Annotated in this window: 19 protein-coding genes; 16 read left to right on the plus strand and 3 right to left on the minus strand. The window is 43.1% G+C overall.

All coding sequences use genetic code 11. The features are described from left to right. Nucleotides 1-37: 37 nt before the first annotated feature. Entirely contained in the window at nucleotides 38-385 is a 348-nt protein-coding gene (locus PN836_RS02790; protein ID WP_395343223.1) for a hypothetical protein, read from the minus strand. A 115-nt stretch (nucleotides 386-500) separates the two neighbouring features. Beyond that, nucleotides 501-968: a hypothetical protein gene (locus tag PN836_RS02795; protein ID WP_395343224.1), complete on the minus strand. Its 468-nt coding sequence runs from the start codon at nucleotides 966-968 to the stop codon at nucleotides 501-503. Nucleotides 969-1,192: 224 nt separating this feature from the next. Between PN836_RS02795 and PN836_RS02800 the strand changes: the two genes are divergently transcribed. The 6 genes from PN836_RS02800 (at nucleotide 1,193) to bfr (PN836_RS02825) (ending at nucleotide 6,871) form a co-directional block, all read left to right on the plus strand. Beyond that, on the plus strand, nucleotides 1,193-2,692 hold the full coding sequence (locus PN836_RS02800; protein ID WP_395343226.1) for a flavin-containing monooxygenase: 1,500 nt from the start codon (nucleotides 1,193-1,195) through the stop codon (nucleotides 2,690-2,692). Next, on the plus strand, nucleotides 2,686-3,636 hold the full coding sequence (locus PN836_RS02805) for an alpha/beta fold hydrolase (protein WP_395343227.1): 951 nt from the start codon (nucleotides 2,686-2,688) through the stop codon (nucleotides 3,634-3,636). The genes PN836_RS02800 and PN836_RS02805 overlap by 7 nt, the downstream gene beginning before the upstream one ends. A gap of 145 nt (nucleotides 3,637-3,781) precedes the next feature. After that, a complete protein-coding gene (locus PN836_RS02810; protein WP_395343230.1) occupies nucleotides 3,782-3,982 on the plus strand; it encodes a hypothetical protein in 201 nt (66 codons plus the stop codon). Between the two features lie 152 nt (nucleotides 3,983-4,134). Further along, nucleotides 4,135-5,709, plus strand: coding sequence for a cation:proton antiporter (locus PN836_RS02815; RefSeq protein WP_395343232.1), 1,575 nt, complete (start codon nucleotides 4,135-4,137; stop codon nucleotides 5,707-5,709). A 152-nt stretch (nucleotides 5,710-5,861) separates the two neighbouring features. Next, nucleotides 5,862-6,332 carry a bacterioferritin gene (gene bfr, locus PN836_RS02820; protein ID WP_395343234.1) on the plus strand — a complete coding sequence of 157 codons (471 nt, stop codon included), beginning with the start codon at nucleotides 5,862-5,864 and terminating at the stop codon, nucleotides 6,330-6,332. 71 nt (nucleotides 6,333-6,403) lie between these two features. Next, complete coding sequence (gene bfr / locus PN836_RS02825; RefSeq protein WP_395343237.1) at nucleotides 6,404-6,871, plus strand: bacterioferritin; 468 nt, start codon at nucleotides 6,404-6,406, stop codon at nucleotides 6,869-6,871. 79 nt (nucleotides 6,872-6,950) lie between these two features. Here the strand turns inward: bfr (PN836_RS02825) and PN836_RS02830 are convergent, their stop codons facing one another. After that, nucleotides 6,951-7,256, minus strand: coding sequence for a hypothetical protein (locus PN836_RS02830; protein WP_395343238.1), 306 nt, complete (start codon nucleotides 7,254-7,256; stop codon nucleotides 6,951-6,953). Nucleotides 7,257-7,630: 374 nt separating this feature from the next. On the opposite strand from PN836_RS02830, the gene ccoN reads away from it, so the two are divergent. The 10 genes from ccoN to uspE all read left to right on the plus strand — a co-directional run bounded on the left by ccoN (nucleotide 7,631) and on the right by uspE (nucleotide 16,733). Then, nucleotides 7,631-9,076, plus strand: a complete 1,446-nt coding sequence (gene ccoN / locus PN836_RS02835; RefSeq protein WP_395343240.1) for a cytochrome-c oxidase, cbb3-type subunit I — start codon at nucleotides 7,631-7,633, stop codon at nucleotides 9,074-9,076. Then, on the plus strand, nucleotides 9,073-9,678 hold the full coding sequence (gene ccoO / locus PN836_RS02840) for a cytochrome-c oxidase, cbb3-type subunit II (RefSeq protein WP_395343243.1): 606 nt from the start codon (nucleotides 9,073-9,075) through the stop codon (nucleotides 9,676-9,678). The genes ccoN and ccoO overlap by 4 nt, the downstream gene beginning before the upstream one ends. A 28-nt stretch (nucleotides 9,679-9,706) precedes the next feature. Then, nucleotides 9,707-9,880: a cbb3-type cytochrome oxidase subunit 3 gene (locus tag PN836_RS02845; RefSeq protein ID WP_395343246.1), complete on the plus strand. Its 174-nt coding sequence runs from the start codon at nucleotides 9,707-9,709 to the stop codon at nucleotides 9,878-9,880. Between the two features lie 3 nt (nucleotides 9,881-9,883). Then, a complete protein-coding gene (gene ccoP, locus PN836_RS02850) occupies nucleotides 9,884-10,837 on the plus strand; it encodes a cytochrome-c oxidase, cbb3-type subunit III (protein WP_395343248.1) in 954 nt (317 codons plus the stop codon). A 131-nt stretch (nucleotides 10,838-10,968) separates the two neighbouring features. Further along, on the plus strand, nucleotides 10,969-11,469 hold the full coding sequence (locus PN836_RS02855) for a FixH family protein (RefSeq protein ID WP_395343251.1): 501 nt from the start codon (nucleotides 10,969-10,971) through the stop codon (nucleotides 11,467-11,469). Then, complete coding sequence (locus tag PN836_RS02860) at nucleotides 11,466-13,904, plus strand: heavy metal translocating P-type ATPase (RefSeq protein WP_395343253.1); 2,439 nt, start codon at nucleotides 11,466-11,468, stop codon at nucleotides 13,902-13,904. The genes PN836_RS02855 and PN836_RS02860 overlap by 4 nt, the downstream gene beginning before the upstream one ends. 31 nt (nucleotides 13,905-13,935) lie before the next feature. After that, on the plus strand, nucleotides 13,936-14,190 hold the full coding sequence (gene ccoS, locus PN836_RS02865; protein WP_395343255.1) for a cbb3-type cytochrome oxidase assembly protein CcoS: 255 nt from the start codon (nucleotides 13,936-13,938) through the stop codon (nucleotides 14,188-14,190). Nucleotides 14,191-14,221: 31 nt separating this feature from the next. Further along, complete coding sequence (locus tag PN836_RS02870; protein ID WP_395343257.1) at nucleotides 14,222-14,890, plus strand: sulfite exporter TauE/SafE family protein; 669 nt, start codon at nucleotides 14,222-14,224, stop codon at nucleotides 14,888-14,890. 26 nt (nucleotides 14,891-14,916) lie between these two features. After that, nucleotides 14,917-15,654, plus strand: coding sequence for a fumarate/nitrate reduction transcriptional regulator Fnr (fnr, locus tag PN836_RS02875; protein WP_395343259.1), 738 nt, complete (start codon nucleotides 14,917-14,919; stop codon nucleotides 15,652-15,654). 149 nt (nucleotides 15,655-15,803) lie between these two features. After that, complete coding sequence (gene uspE, locus PN836_RS02880) at nucleotides 15,804-16,733, plus strand: universal stress protein UspE (RefSeq protein ID WP_395343260.1); 930 nt, start codon at nucleotides 15,804-15,806, stop codon at nucleotides 16,731-16,733. The last annotated feature ends 59 nt before the right edge of the window (nucleotides 16,734-16,792 follow it).

Here is a 16,792-nt window from a genome sequence, read left to right on the forward strand (position 1 = left end):
TTTGCTTGAGTGCCGACGCGCGTCGACTAAACGAAAGTTAAGCTATTGGGGGACGTTTTGTTTGAGCAATAAATGGGGGGGCAACATCCTGCATGGTGTAAACAAGCAGTTTATCGCTGAGTAAGGTCTGATCTTGAGCAATAGGAGAATACACGAATATAGATGAAGCGCTTGCAACAGAGCACTCGCAATCACCATTGCAGCAAGATACGGATGCTGTGCCATCACAACAATCCATTGGAAACACATCTGATGAAGCATGATTGCTTTGCATATGGCTATGTTCCATCATCGCTGCGTCAGACATATTCATAGAGCAGCCCTGATTTTCAGGGTCAGCAGCAAAGGCGTTACCCACTTGAGCAGCTAATAACACGAATATCAAAATGAAGCATTTAACGCAGGAATAACAGTTCATGCGACTGAGTATAATGAAATATTGAGCGATTTTCACATTTTATGGATAAAGGCCTTAGCCTAAGCATTGTTAAAGACCTGAATCAACGAACCACTCTATGGCAGTTTGTACATCCCCCTGAGACTTTTCCTGCAAAATAGTAGTTTGGTTGCGCAAAAGATGCATTTACTTTTGCTCTATCAACCTTTTTGGCGAAATCGCGCAAGTAGTCTTGCATATAGGGATGATTCGAACCGCCGTTTCCAGCGGATAGCTCTGTGGCAATTTTTGACATTTCTTTTAACGATGTAAGTACCTCATTTCGCTGTCGTTCCATCGCAAGCTCATCGTCATCTTGCGGCGGAACAAGTGCTTGATCAAGTAATCGCATTTGTAAGGCAAGTTCATCCATATTCGAGCGCACTTGAGCAGGTTCAGTGTAAGTAAAATCTGGCGGGTAAGTGACTTTTCTCAACGATTTCGCCACATCATTACTGCATGCAACAAGGATAAGAAGGCAAATTGCAATGATGATGAGGATGGTTAACTGCTTTATACGAAGTGAATTCATCTAGTTTGATACCTCAGTTGAACCCTTATAGCGTCCATAAACTGTTCAAGCTTTTTTGATAACACCCATATTGTGTTTTTCTCGCGTGCATATTTTGATGAGGATCAAGATTATTGTTGATTTTAGGTGATGAGATACCAAGTATTTGTTCAGGATAAAGATTGACTTACACGGTGTGAACGAATTCAATACAGCCTTACAGGCGCACATAAAAGCAGTAAAACATGCATAAGATCATCATTATCGGTACAGGCTTCGGCGGTATCAGTGCCGCTATAAACCTTAAAAAACGCGGCATCGAGAACTTCATTATGCTTGAGCGTCGCGAGTTTTTTGGCGGTACCTGGCTTCAGAATCGTTACCCTGGCGCAGCGGTGGATGTGCCCTCCCCTCTGTATAGTATTGAAGATGAGCCCTATCCATGGACTCAAATGTTTGCACAGCGCGATCAGTTAGAACAATACACGCTGCACATTGTTAAAAAGCATCAATTGGACAGTCACATTCATCTTAATGCACAGGTTAAAATCGCTTCTTGGCAAGGAGAACATTGGAAACTTGAATTGAGCAATGGCAACACCCTGCTCGCGCAGACAGTCATTAATGCAACTGGCCCCTTAAGCACGCCCGTTATACCTGAGTTCAAAGGGAAAGAAGACTTTAAAGGTGTAAGCTTCCATTGCAATGACTGGCCAAGTGATTTAGACCTAAAAGATAAAAAGGTTGCCATTATTGGCTCTGGGGCAAGCGCAGTGCAGATTATTCCCGCTATTGCGAAAGACGTGGCGCATTTGCACGTCTTTCAGCGTACGCCTCACTGGGTGCTCCCCCGCCCCGACTTTCGGTTTCCAAAATGGTTTCAGAAGCTTCTACCCAATAAATGGGTGTATGCATTATTGAAATGGGGTATTTACATTCACCATGAACTTCGTGTGCTGGCATTCAAATACTCCCCTTTGTTGCTGAAATGGGTAGCGCAGCGCCCCGCTTTGAGGCATTTGAAAAAGCAAGTAGGGAATGATGAGACACGAAAAGCATTAACGCCCGATTTCATCATTGGCTGTAAGCGCATTTTAATGTCTGACACCTACTATCCTGCACTGCAACGAGATAACGTAAGTCTACATGACAAGAGCGATAGTATTGTCACCATCAACAACAAGGGCTTATTGACGAGTAATCATCAACAAATTGACCTCGATGTTATTGTTTATGCTACTGGCTACGACGCTGCAGATAGCATGATTTCGTATCAAGTAGTGGGTAAAAACGGAATTGAATTGCAAGCGCAGTGGCAGGAGTATCCACGTGCATATTTGGGTACAAGCATGCCAAATTTTCCCAACTTTTTTGTTGTTACGGGTCCCAATACAGGCATTGGGCATACCAGTGCGATATTCGTTATTGAATCGCAAATGCGCTACATCATGCAGTGCATAGAAAAATTGCAAGCCCCTGATGTACTTAGCATGGAACCCACTGAATATGCTGAGGATAATTATACAAACATGGTGCACAGCGAAATGGAAAAGACCGTCTGGCACTATGGCGGTTGTCATTCCTGGTATCAAAATAAGTCCGGAAAAGTGATTGCAATGTTTCCAGGATTTAGCTTTAACTACCGTTTGATGTGTAAAAAGTTTAAAGCGCAGGATCATCTTATTAAGCGCAGTCATCTTCACGGCGCAAGCCCTTCAAACATTAATGAGCAAGCATCATGCTAATATTCGCGCTTAGTCTTCTGGCAGTCGCCGCTATTGCAACATACCTTCTGTTTTTTAGTCGATCGCTTACCATAGGAGAAGGTTTATACCAGCTAGCCATGTCGCTAGAGCGAAAGTTAGCTGGATTGGTAGAAACTTCCGTCATTATTGATGGAACGCAAGTCAGCTATTATAAAAGTGAATCATTCAGTGCGCATGAAGCCCAGACGAAAAAGCCAGTATTAGTCTTACTGCATGGCTTCAGCGCTGATAAAACTATTTGGCACCGCTTTGCTAAACTGGCAAAGCACGATTTTGATTTGATTGTTCCTGATCTGCTAGGCCACGGTAAAACGCCTTATTGCGCTAAACAGTCGTATTCAACCAAACAACAAACTGCCATGCTGCTCAAATTGCTAAAAGCGCTGAACATCAGTAAATGCTCTGTGGCAGGTAATTCCATGGGCGGAATGATTGCAGCGCAGTTAATTGAGGATGCTACTGAGCGGGTCGACAAAGTTGTGTTACTTGACCCTGCGGGTGCCAAATCTGAATTTGCGGTAGCGATGACTGCCTCAGGTATGAATCCCTTTGTACACGCAACACTCGCGCAGTTCTATGAGTTCTATAAGGTGTCGATGTCTAAGCCACCGCTTGTCCCTCCCTGCGTACTGGACTATTTGGCGGTTACGCGTTACTTAGAAAGGCAAAATCAACTAGCACACATGTTCAGCGACTTCTTCGATTTAGGTGATTTTTTCGATAAACCGTTCGTCAACACAAATGAAAACAACACACTCGTCATTTGGGGCGACCAAGATCAACTGCTGCCCGTTAAAGAAGCGGAATATTGGTCAAAGCTTACTGGCACCAAGCCTGTCATTTATGAGGGAATTGGTCATATGCCAATGGTCGAACACATTCAACATACTTATAAAGACTGTCGGCAATTTTTAACTATTTGAGTGCGTGTGACTGAACATTGGATAGCACATGGGCAAAATATACTTAGGTATAATGGTAAGCGCTCTATAAGCCTTAAAGATTGAATACACTGGCTCCGTCTGATTACATCATCAAATTTACATTGTGTAAGCCATAGGAGATGTCATGACAGGACGCGCATTTATTCGTCTCATTTCAAAGCGGGGCATTCCACTTAGCTGCATTGCAAACCGCTTAAATTGCCAGCTAAAAACACTGAGGGCTCTAGAGCAATCTGATAAGGTCCCATCCCACTATGTAAACGGATTCAAACGGGCTTTTAAAGAATCACTTACCCTCGCCGATATTCAATTGCTGTCTACTTAAGAGCGCTACGCCCTTAAATCAAAGCCTTCCATAACAATTTTTGAGAATGGCTGGCAAAAGACATTGATTCTCAATCAATTGAGATTGCGTAGTAGCGCATTTTTAAGCTATCTTATTGATTCATATTTAGATTTTGAGGCATTGCTGCAGGCATGGAATACTTACTATTACTCATTGCATTTTTGTGCGGTTTTGCATGTAAGTTCGTCAGCCTTCCTCCCCTTATTGGATATCTTGTTGCGGGATTCATTCTCAATGCACTTGGCTTTTCAAGTAATGAAACCTTAGTAAGCATTGCCAACCTCGGCATCACGGTAATGCTGTTTACCATTGGCCTTAAGCTGAACATCAAAGATCTCATAAAACGAGAGATATGGTTTGCCAGCATTGCACACAGCCTTGTTTGGATATTGGTGTGCGCAAGCATCTTGTTTCTGCTTAGTTTTACTACCATTGGATATTTTACAGAGCTTAGTTTCGCCCAAATGGCCTTGATTGGGTTCGCTTTTAGTTTTAGCTCTACCGTTTGTGTGGTCAAAATCTTAGAGGAAAGCGGTGAAACTAGGACGCGGCATGGTAAAGTCGCCATTGGTATATTGGTGATGCAAGATATTTTTGCCGTGTTGTTTCTCGTGTTTGCGACCGGAAAAGTTCCGTCAGTCTTTGCAATTGGATTGTTTGCTTTGATTCCTTTGGCACCACTTCTCAAAAAGCTATTGTTTGAAGCCGGACATGGAGAGTTGCTGCCACTTTGCGGATTTGTATTCGCGCTTGGCGGATATCACTTATTTGAGCTTGTGGGCGTAAAAGGCGATTTAGGCGCACTCATCTTTGGAATCTTGCTGGCCGGCAACTCAAAAGCCAGTGAATTATCTAAATCCTTATTAAGCTTTAAGGACATCTTCTTAATCGGTTTCTTCTTATCCATTGGCCTCACCGCCCTACCGGACATGCAAATGACGCTTATCGCGTTGTTGCTTACCTTAATTATTCCAATCAAATTCATCCTGTTTTTCAGTTTATTCACTCAGTTGAGGCTTCGAGCCCGAACCTCTTATTTAGCGAGTTTGGTCATGTCAAACTACAGTGAGTTTGGCTTAATCGTGGCGGCAGTGGCCGTTAGTGCAAATATGATTAGTGACCAGTGGCTAGTAATTATCGCGATGAGCGTTGCCTTCTCGTTTGTTATTTCAAGTATTCTTTACAAGAATTCACACAACCAATATCAATCGTTTAAAGACGCTCTAAGAAGATACCAAAAAACAAAAGCACTACCGGAAGACGAATACCCGAGTTTTAAACACGTTGATGTGATGGTGATAGGTATGGGGCGCGTGGGTAAAGGCGCTTTCAATGCCTTATCTGAATCATTGAATGATGCAGTATGCGGCATGGACGCGGACGTTGATAAGATCAAAAAACTAAATGAATCAGGTTTAAACGCCATTGTAGGTGATGGCGAGAATATCGACCTTTGGGAAAATATCGATATATCAAATTTAAAATTAGTACTGCTCGCACTACCTTCAATAGAGGACTCATCCAATGTCACTCAGCAGCTACGAAATGCAAATTTTTCCGGCAAAATTGCCGCGATTGCCCGCTATGAAGATGAAGTAAAACCCCTTCTACAGAATGGTGTAGATGAAGTGTTTAATTTCTTCACTGATGCGGGTGTTGGTTTCGCCCAGGAAAGTAAAGCTATTTTAGAGCAGCAAAAAACATAAAAACCCACCTTATGACCTCTCGTAATCGAATACGAAATGTAATCCTTAATGAGAATGATTACATTTATTAAATAATTGAATTATATAGTATTTTTTGATTTATCGCCCGTGTGTTGCTACACTCGCTTTATATCGTAACACTGGAGTACATTATGAAAGGTGATATGCCGGTAATCAAAGCGTTAAATGAAATGCTGACCATCGAGCTCACTTCTATTAACCAATATTTTTTGCACGCAAGAATGCACAAAAATTGGGGATTAAATAAGCTCAACGATGCTGCGTACAAAAAGTCCATTGAAGACATGAAACAGGCCGATAAATTGATTGAGCGTATTTTGTTTTTGGAAGGTTTACCCAACTTACAAGCCCTCGGAAAGCTATACATTGGTGAAGACACACCTGAGTCACTTGCGTGCGATACCAAATTTGAACATGAGCAAATCCCTCAACTCAAAGAGGCAATCGAACTTTGCGAGAAACACAGAGACTATGTGTCCAGAGACCTGCTATGCGAAATATTAGACGATGAAGAAGAATATCTAGATTGGCTTGAAACCCAAACCTTACAAATTGAACAAATGGGACTAGAAAATTATCTTCAGGCGCAAATCGGTGATTAGTCAAGGTGCGTTAATAAAACACAATTATTCAATAAGAAAAGCGCAGATATGTGCTGCGTGAGGTAAATATTATGCAAGGTAACGATAAAGTAATAGCGGGTTTAAATAGTCTTCTTGGCTACGAGTTGGCCGCGATGGATCAGTATTTCATTCATTCACAAATGTATCAGGATTGGGGCTTAAATAAGCTGTATGAACGAATTGCTCATGAATTTGATGATGAGAAGGGACATGCGACTAAGTTAATCGATCGAATGCTATTTTTAGGTGGCACGCCCGATATGCAAACCCGAACAGGGCTTCAAATAGGGAAAGAAGTGCCAGACATGCTTGAAAGCGATTTGCGCGTTGAATATGAGGTGGCCGCTAAGTTAAAAGAAGTGATAGCCATTTGCGAAGGGGCCAATGACTATGTATCTCGTGACATGTTAATTGTGCTGCTAGACGATACCGAAATGGATCATGCTCATTGGCTTGAGCAACAACTAGGTTTAATCAAGCGCCTTGGTTTGCAGAATTATTTACAGTCTCAAATGTAATTCAGCGTTTAATTGGGCAAAAGATGCTTGGCAGAACTTGTTGTAATCGACAAGCATATTAGGGCGTGTTGATCTTTGCTCAGTTAAGATAAGTGTTGAAAGGAAGGGCTAAAGTATGTTGCCCTTGCTTTGAATTGACACTAAGTTGTACTTTTAGTTGCCATTGCATTTCGTCTAAGTTACAGCTTCCTAAAAATGTGACGCCCCGATTCGGGGCGTTTTCGTCTTCAAACAAGACGGGCGTTTTTCCCATGTACATATTTACGCCCTCAATCCAAATATCCTCAATTTTGACTGTTTCTGGGAGTTCAAAATTCAGGAATAGCTCCTCCTCAGAAACTGGTGTTTGTTCGAAGCTCACTGTAATCGTATGATTTTCGATCAATATTTGGCATTTAGAGTCAGTTAAATTGCAATTAACGCGCTCACTTTGGTCCTGCACAAAGCGGCTTAAATAAATTCCGTACGCAAGCATTACGCCCAGTATTAATAGGCCTGCCAAGCGGAAAAATGAAATTTTTTTGAGCACTGTTTTGATAACGTAAACTTTCCTTTATTGACCAAGATCAAAGCTTGCGGCGATTCGGTATCTTTTTGTATTTAAAATCTTTATGATCTCTTTCGACCAGTGCCGAGTTTACTTTTCTTGCACGCGCCACTCAACTAGGACGTTTCAATAAAAGTTATTCATCACTCGTCTCAAAAATAAGACATTATTTTTACACCTTTTGTTGTTTCTATACACGGAAATTTTCAGTTATGAGCGAGACCAGCCAAGCACAACCTGACTACAATTATAAAGTCGTCAGGCAGTTTACAATCATGACGGTAATTTGGGGCATCATTGGAATGTTGGTAGGTGTGATATTAGCAGCACAGCTATTTGCACCTGCATTGAATTTTGACATTCCATGGCTTACTTACTCCCGTCTTCGTCCTCTTCACACCAATGCGGTTATTTTTGCCTTTGGTGGTTGCGCATTATTTGCCACCTCCTACTACATTGTCCAGCGAACCTGTCAGGTTAGACTATTTAGTGACAAATTAGCGGCATTTACTTTTTGGGGCTGGCAAGCGGTTATCGTATCGGCGGTGATTACCTTACCATTGGGAATTACAGCTTCTAAAGAATACGCAGAGTTAGAGTGGCCAATTGATATTTTGATCACGCTAGTTTGGGTGGCTTATATCATCAACTTCTTCGGTACGCTGGTGATTCGAAAAACCTCGCACATATACGTCGCAAACTGGTTCCTCGGTGCATTCATGCTCACCGTGGCCGTGCTTCATATTGGTAACAGCATGGCAATCCCGGTCACTTTCTTTAAATCCTATTCGATTTATGCCGGTGCAGTAGATGCAATGATGCAGTGGTGGTACGGGCATAACGCCGTTGGCTTTTTCTTAACGGCTGGCTTTTTGGGTATGATGTATTACTTTGTTCCTAAGCAAGCTGGACGCCCTGTTTATTCATATCGTTTGTCAATCGTTCACTTCTGGGCATTGGTTTCGCTTTATATTTGGGCAGGTCCTCATCACCTTCATTATACCGCGTTACCTGACTGGACCCAGTCTTTAGGAATGGTAATGTCGGTTATTCTTTTCGTTCCATCTTGGGGCGGCATGATCAACGGCATTATGACCCTTTCAGGGGCTTGGCATAAATTGCGCACCGACCCAGTTCTTCGATTCTTAATTGTTTCTTTGAGCTTTTACGGCATGTCGACTTTTGAGGGTCCAATGATGGCAATCAAAACCGTAAATGCGCTATCTCATTATACTGACTGGACCGTTGGTCACGTTCACTCAGGTGCACTGGGCTGGGTGGCCATGGTGTCCATAGGTTCTATTTATCACTTAGTGCCTATTTTGTTTGGTCAACCCAAAATGTATAGCACCCGTCTAATTAACGTGCACTTCTGGTTAGCCACCATTGGTGTGGTACTTTACATCGTTGCGATGTGGATATCGGGTGTACTTCAGGGCCTAATGTGGCGTGCTATTAACGCTGACGGTACTTTGGCTTACTCCTTTGTTGAGTCACTAGAGGCATCAAAACCTTTCTATGTTGTTCGCTTCATCGGTGGTTTATTCGTAGTCGCAGGTATGGTCCTAATGGCTTACAACTGCTACATGACCATTCGCGGTAAAACCGAAGAGACCGCAGACGATACTGATGCAGCAGCACTGGGAGCGGCGAAATGAAAAATCCACATGAGTTAATTGAAAAGAACGTTGGTTTGTTAACCATTTTGGTGTTAGTTGCCATTAGCTTCGGGGCGATGGCTCAAATTCTGCCGCTTATGTTCCAGCAAAGTGTATTGGAGCCAGTCAAAGGTTTAAAACCCTACACTGCCCTACAAATGGAAGGCAGAGATATATACATTCGTGAAGGCTGCGTGGGCTGTCATAGTCAAATGATTCGCCCCTTCAGGGCAGAAACTGAGCGCTATGGACACTACTCAGTGTCGGGCGAGTCTGTATGGGAACGCCCGTTTTTGTGGGGTTCAAAGCGAACCGGCCCTGATCTTGCCCGTGTTGGCGGTCGTTATTCCGACGAGTGGCATCGCGTGCACTTAATCAACCCTCGCAACGTAGTTCCTGAGTCTAATATGCCTGGCTATCCTTGGTTAGAAACAAATATTTTAACCGGTGACGACATTGCCAAAAAACTCGAAGTAAATCGCATGCTCGGTACTCCGTATACCGACGAAGATATTGCAGGTGCAAAAGCGGCCGTTGAGGGTAAAACCGAAATGGAAGCGCTCATTGCTTACCTACAATCTCTCGGCACATATTTACAATAATGCGCTTTGACTTATTGAGGTTATAGAAATGGATCAAGGCACAATTGGCAGTATTTTCACTGTAATAGTATTTGTTTCCTTTGTTGGTGCAGTAATTTGGGCGTTTAGCAGCCGCAATAAAAAGAGTTTTGATGAAGCGGCTAACCTACCCTTTGACGATGAAGAGAAACACCAGTCATCACAGAAAGATCAGGAGTCATAGATCATGACTATGTTTTGGACAATATGGATTAGCGTAATAACCTTAGGCACCATTTTAGGTTGTTATTTATTAATGCGCTGGACGCTCGCCAATAAAACGGGCGTTGAAGAAGGCGAATCGATGGGCCATGAGTTTGATGGGATTGTTGAAATTAACAATCAATTACCGCGCTGGTGGACCATCCTGTTTTATTTAACCATGGTATGGGGTGTTTTATACCTCGTGCTTTATCCCGGATTAGGTGGTTTTAAAGGCGTATTGGGCTGGGAAAGTGCAAACTTACACGTGCTTTCGCTAGAAGAGTCGGAGCAAGCCCTGAGAGAGGATATTGAGCAAGGCCGCTTAAATGAGTATGCGAGCCAAATTAAGCTTGCTGAAGATCTGTTTGATCCTATCTTTGCGGAGTATGCAAAAACACCCGTTGAGTTACTGGCGCAAAACGACGAGGCTTTACAGGTAGGCAAGCGTTTGTTTTTACAAAACTGCGCTCAGTGTCACGGCTCCGATGCGCGAGGTCAGCGCGGTGGCTTCCCTAACCTAACCGATAACGATTGGCTGTATGGTGGAAGCGGTGACAAAATCAAAGAAACGCTTATTAAAGGTCGCATTGGCGCAATGCCAGGCTGGTTAGCAAGTTTTGGTGAAACCGGTGTTGATGAGGTGGTCGCGTATACTTTGAGCTTAAGCGGTCGCGACGTAGACTCAGCGCTCGCCGCTGCCGGTAAGGTCCGCTTTGCCGCTTGCGCAGCATGTCATGGGATGGACGGAAAAGGCAACCAATTACTGGGTGCACCCAACTTAACTGATAACATTTGGTTGTATGGTGGCAGTCAGCGAGCCGTTACTGAAACCTTGTATTACGGACGTAATGGTGTAATGCCAGCCTTCGACAAAACCTTGGGCGAAGACAAGGTTCATGTGGTTGCGGCGTACGTTTACAGCTTATCTCAAGAATAATCGCGTATCCTAATGCAGTAACTTAGGGAAATACGTAGAATAAAGCCTCGTTTTACGGGGCTTTTTAATTTAGATTCGATAGAATATTGCTTCAAAAAACGTGCTAAGCAATAAGCCTAAAAGTGGTAACAATGAACTTACAAGATACAGATACTAAGCCTTGGTATAAGCAGTTTTGGCCTTGGTTTTTAATTGCTATTCCGACCTCATCATTAATTGTGGGCTCATTCGTTATACGTTTTGCAACCGATGGCACCAACACTTTAGTGGTCGATGATTACTACAAGGAAGGGAAAGCTATCAACGCCCGCCTTGACAAAATAGACCGAGCTATCGAATTAGGCATATCAACAACGTTGGATATCAAGCAAGGTCAGGTTGCCATAGAGTTTTTGGATGGAGCCCCACAGACCGGTGAAGCTTTAAGGCTCGAGTTTTTTCATGTCACCCTTGCGCATAAAGATTTTAATGTCCTTTTATCTCGAGATGCTAACGGCATATACCGCAGCAGCTTCGATGAAGATATCAAAGGCAAGTGGAGAATCCGTTTGCTGCCAATGGATGAGTCTTGGAAAGTCCAGGACACCGTAAATCTTCCACAAGAAAAGGTAATCAGTTTTAATCCCCAATGAGCATAAGCGTTTCTCAGGGTTGCTGTTTTCACTGTGGCCTCCCAAATATTGATGGTGACAAATATCCCGTAAGCATAATCGGCCAAACACACTTTATGTGTTGTCCTGGCTGTCAGGCGGTGGCCTCAGCTATTGTCGACAATGGCCTTGAAAGCTATTACGAATTTCGCACAGAACTAGCCGCCCGTGGTGACGCAGCGCTTGATAACACCATGTCAAAACTTGCGGTATACGATGAGCCTGAGCTGCAAGAGGAGTTTGTTTTCGAACAAGGCAAAGACAAACAAATCCAGCTTACGGTAGAAGGCATTACCTGTGCTGCGTGCGCATGGCTGATTGAAAAACAGCTCGCCAAGTTGCAGGGAATTAAGCAAGTATCGGTCAACGTCTCTGCCAGAAGAGCATTGGTAACATGGGATAACGATCAAATTAAGCTCTCTGGTGTGTTAAGCAGAATGAAAGCGATTGGCTATGAATCTCTGCCCTTTCAAAGCGACAATCACGAAGCATCCTTTAAAAAAGAGCAAAAAGCTTACCTTAAAAAGTTAGGGCTTGCTGGCATTATGACGATGCAAGTGATGATGCTGGCAATGGGTCAATATTTCGATATTTTTGGTAATATTGATGCAGAGGCGATTTCCTATTTCAATGCAGTAAGTTTACTTCTTACTACACCAGTGGTGCTGTATTCAGGCAGCATATTTTACGTCAGTGCGATAAAGGCAATACAGGCAAGAACCGTCAATATGGATGTGCCGATAACAGTGGCGATCATTGCAACCTACGTTGCAGGTGTGCTGGCGGTAAATAAAGATGCAGGTGAGGTCTATTTTGAATCTATCTGTATGTTTGTGTTTTTTTTGCTGATAAGTCGATATCTTGAACATCGCTCTCGCCATAAGGCCACTGAAATATCTTCAAACATGCTCAAGTTGATTCCTGTTACCGCTCTAAAAATGAGTGATGGTCAATGGACGTCTGTACTTGCCAAGCAGCTAATTACGGGAGATAAAGTGCTGGTCAAAGCGGGGCAATCCATCCCTATCGACGGCATTGTGATTGATGGTAAGTCCACGGCGGATGAGTCCATGCTAACGGGAGAGTTCGAGCCCGTTAAAAAGCAGGTTGGCGATCGGGTGTTTGCGGGTTCGCTAAATCAACAGGGTAGTATCACGCTTGAAGTATCAAATGGCCTAAAACATGCGATGATGAATCAGATTCTGCGTCTGCAAGAAATGGCCATGGGCAGTAAACCCAAAGTTGCGCTAATCGCGGATAAACTCTCTCGCTATTTTGTCAGCGCAGTATTAATCATAAGCGCCCTAACCTATTGGTATTGGTGGTCTCAAGACGATCCGCACGCCTTTTGGATCACAATTTCAGTCTTAGTCGCAACCTGTCCGTGCGCACTTGGACTGGCCACACCTTCTGCGCTTACGTGCGCTATGGCAAAGCTTAATAACATCGGTATTTTACTCAAACGCGCCGATGCATTAGAACAAGTTACTCATGCCAGTGACATCGTCTTTGATAAGACAGGTACGCTAACAGAAGGACAGTTTTCAATTGCACAAAGCATATTTGTCGAAAAGGACAAAGCCGAGCATTATCTGGCACTTGCTTGTTTACTTGAGAGTCGCTCTGAACATCCTATCGCTCGTGCGTTCAGTCTGGACAATGTCGCGCTCCCCTTAGACGAATCTCAGTGGCAGATAAGTGAATACCGCACAGAAATTGGTAAAGGAATTCGTGCTACCGTTAATAATACAGCGTGTTTAATCGGGTCGAAACGCTTCGTGTTAGCGCAATTGGGCATAAGCCAGGACACGCTTGACGCTCAGGCTAGTCTGACGTTGACTGGCGCAAATGTATTGCTGGCCGTTGACGGAGAAGTAAAAGCCGCTTTTTGGGTCACAGATACAGTTAAAAACGATGTCATTGAAGTGTTAACGCGCTTAGATAAATATAGTCTAAGGATTTTAAGTGGCGACGATACTAGCAATGTCGAAGCAATTGCTAAGCAAATCGGTATTAGGCATGCTTTTGGCAATTGTTCCCCAGAAGATAAACTCAGCCATATTAGAGAACAACAAAGCCAATCGCGTTCGCTCATTATGCTTGGGGACGGCATTAACGACGCACCTGTACTTGCTGCAGCTGATGTTTCAGTTGCCGTCGGTAATGCCTCTGATCTTGCAAAGAATGCGGCAGACGTAATTTTACTCAATCCTAGCTTACATTCACTAGTTGACCTAATTGAAATGGCAGAAAAGACCAAACGTAAAATTAAACAAAATATCGCTTGGGCGCTTGGGTATAACCTCCTTGTCCTTCCGTTTGCGGTCAGCGGTGTACTTTCGCCATGGCAGGCCGCACTTGGAATGTCGCTATCTTCGATAATAGTGGTATATAACTCTACACGATTAATGCGATAATAAGGCTTAGAACTTATTGTTAGGCGTAGCCATGAGCATTATTTTTGTCTTAATTCCATTAGCCATTATTATTGTTTCTATTGCAATAGGCGTGTTTTTTTGGGCCGTAAAGTCTAATCAGTTTGACGACCTTGAACGTCAGGGCTATAGCATTTTGTTTGATGATGATATAAAGCAAGATGACAAAGCAAATCCTACAAAATGCGAAAGCATCGCGTTTAGCTCAGATGAATGCTCAGATGAATCACAAAAAGACAGTTTGACTGAAAATCACAAAGAAATTTGATCATACTTCATCCTACTAATGAACCCCGCACATGAGTGAATTCAATTTACTATCAGCTTTTTTGATGGGACTCGCTGGCGGTGTTCACTGCGTAGGAATGTGTGGGGGTATCGCAAGTGCTTTTAGCTTCGCTATCCCAAAAGGCGAGTCCAAAATCGTTTATATTTTATCGTACAACAGCGGCCGCATTGCCTCATATACAATGGCAGGCGCGCTAACCGGCTTTCTAGGCGCTATCGCCAGTAGCGCCATTACCACCACCTTACCCATCTTAACAATGATAAGTGCCTTATTTTTAATTTTACTTGCTCTGTACATTAGTGATGTATACAAAGGATTGTCATATTTTGAAAAAGCTGGCGGATACCTGTGGCGTAAGATTCAACCCTTGTCTAAAAAGTGCTTACCCTTTAAAAACCCAAGTTATGCGCTCGCATACGGCGCTGTTTGGGGCTGGTTGCCTTGCGGTCTTGTTTACGCAGCGCTAACGTGGTCTTTAGCAGCTGGCGATGCAGTTAGCGGTGCGCTGTTTATGTTAATGTTCGGCCTGGGCACATTCCCCGCTTTAATTGCGACTTCTTTAGGCGCATCGTATATCATTCCTATTTTACAACACAGAGCGTTTCGATACATTGTGGCGCTTTGTTTGATTATTTTCTCGTTTGTTTTGATTTTCAATATGGTTCACGGTATAAAGTGATCTGAATAATAAAAAGGAATGTGGCCATGGCAACCAGTCCTGAGCTCTCCATACATTGTGAGACCTGTAGTTTTAGTCATCTTTGCCTACCTGTTAGTCTTAACAAGTCTGAATTAGAATCTTTAGATGACATTATCGAACGTAAACGTCCTTTACATAAGCATGATAAGCTTGTGAGTTCTGGTCAAGCTTTCCATTCCTTATACGCGGTACGTTCTGGCTCATTTAAGTCTTATGTTAGTGACAAAGATGGCGTCGAACAAATTGTGGGTTTTCATTTCCCGGGCGATATTATTGGCTTTGACGCTTTAAAGGACCAGACTCATCAGAGCTATTCACAGGCACTTGAGACTGCTATGGTCTGTGAACTGCCGTATGAAACCTTAGATAAAGTATCTGAAAAGTATCCAAAACTCCGTCAACAAATCATGAAGTTCATGAGTGCTGAAATTAAACATGACCATGATTTGATGATGCTTCTTAGTAAAAGGAGTGCTGAAGAGCGTTTGTTACATTTTATTAGCCACCTTTCACAGCGTTTTGATGAGCGAGGATACTCAGCAAAGCAGTTCAATTTATCTATGACACGCAACGAGATTGGAAATTACCTCGGCTTAACGGTTGAAACCATTAGTCGTTTGTTAACACGATTTCAAAAAGAAAACTTAATTAAAGTTGACGGTAAACTTATCACGATCGTAGATTTTGATGGTCTCAAGCAACGAATGCCAGAGTCAGAGATCCCCTTCGCTGCCGTTAATTAGCAGGTCTGATTGAAATCGTAAGTTTATTACCTTTATATTTTATCTAGCACAAGGTGGTTACATGCATATGTTAACCACCTTTTTTATAATGCTTAAGTGCTCTACCTGAAGTCTGGATAACAATCTGCAACGACATAACGGAGTAAATTATGACCTTAAGCTCACACGATAGCGTGTTCACATGCCAACGTATTCTCGTCGTTTTTGACCCTTATCACACTGAACAACCTGCGTATCATCGAGCCTGTTTTTTGGCCAAAAAGCTTAATGCAGAGCTTTTAGTAGTCAGTTGCATTTATGATGAAACATACGACATGACCAATTTTCTTAGCGCTGAACAGCGCGTTGACATGAAATCCGCCCTGCTTAACGGTCAACTCAAAGCCATGCAAGCCTGTACTGCAAAAACTATTGGTGTAAAAGTGTCCGTGAAATCTGTATGGCATAAGTCATTGCATCAAGGGATCATCGACGTCGCCACTCACGAAGATTGCGACATGATTGTAAAGGCATGTAAAAATCATACTAAATTTGCACATAAACTGTTTACTCCCTCCGATTGGCGTTTATTGCGGTATAGCCCACTTAATGTCTTGATGGTAAAAGATCATGACTGGCCAGAAAATGGAAATATTGTCGCTTCGATCAGTGTTGATACAAACGATAAAGTACACAATTTGTTAAGTGAACGCGTCACAAAAATCAGCTGCGACCTGGCGAAAATGGTCAACGCGCGAGTCAACTTGGCAAACACTTTTGCAGGCGCACCGGTGCATGTTGCTATCGAAGTACCTAGTTTTAACGCGCAAGCTTATAACCAAGATATCCAGGATAAACACGAGAAAGACGTGCATACCATTGCGCAAGCGCACGACATACCAGATGATCAGGTATTTGTATCAGAAGGACTTCCTGAAGATATCATTCCTAAAGTGTGTGAAAAGCTTGATGCCGAATTGTTAGTACTGGGCTCGGTTGGTCGCCGGGGTATATCTGCAGCGCTCTTGGGCAATACTGCAGAGCATATTATTGATCATGTCACATGCGATACCCTGGTGATAAAACCACAGTTAAAATAGTGCTTAATGGCAAACGATAAAGCGTACTTCTATGGGTGATTTACAGTCATAAGTCTCGT

The sequence above is a fragment of the Ningiella algicola genome (genome assembly GCF_028401415.2).
In the GTDB taxonomy this organism is placed as follows: domain Bacteria; phylum Pseudomonadota; class Gammaproteobacteria; order Enterobacterales; family Alteromonadaceae; genus Glaciecola.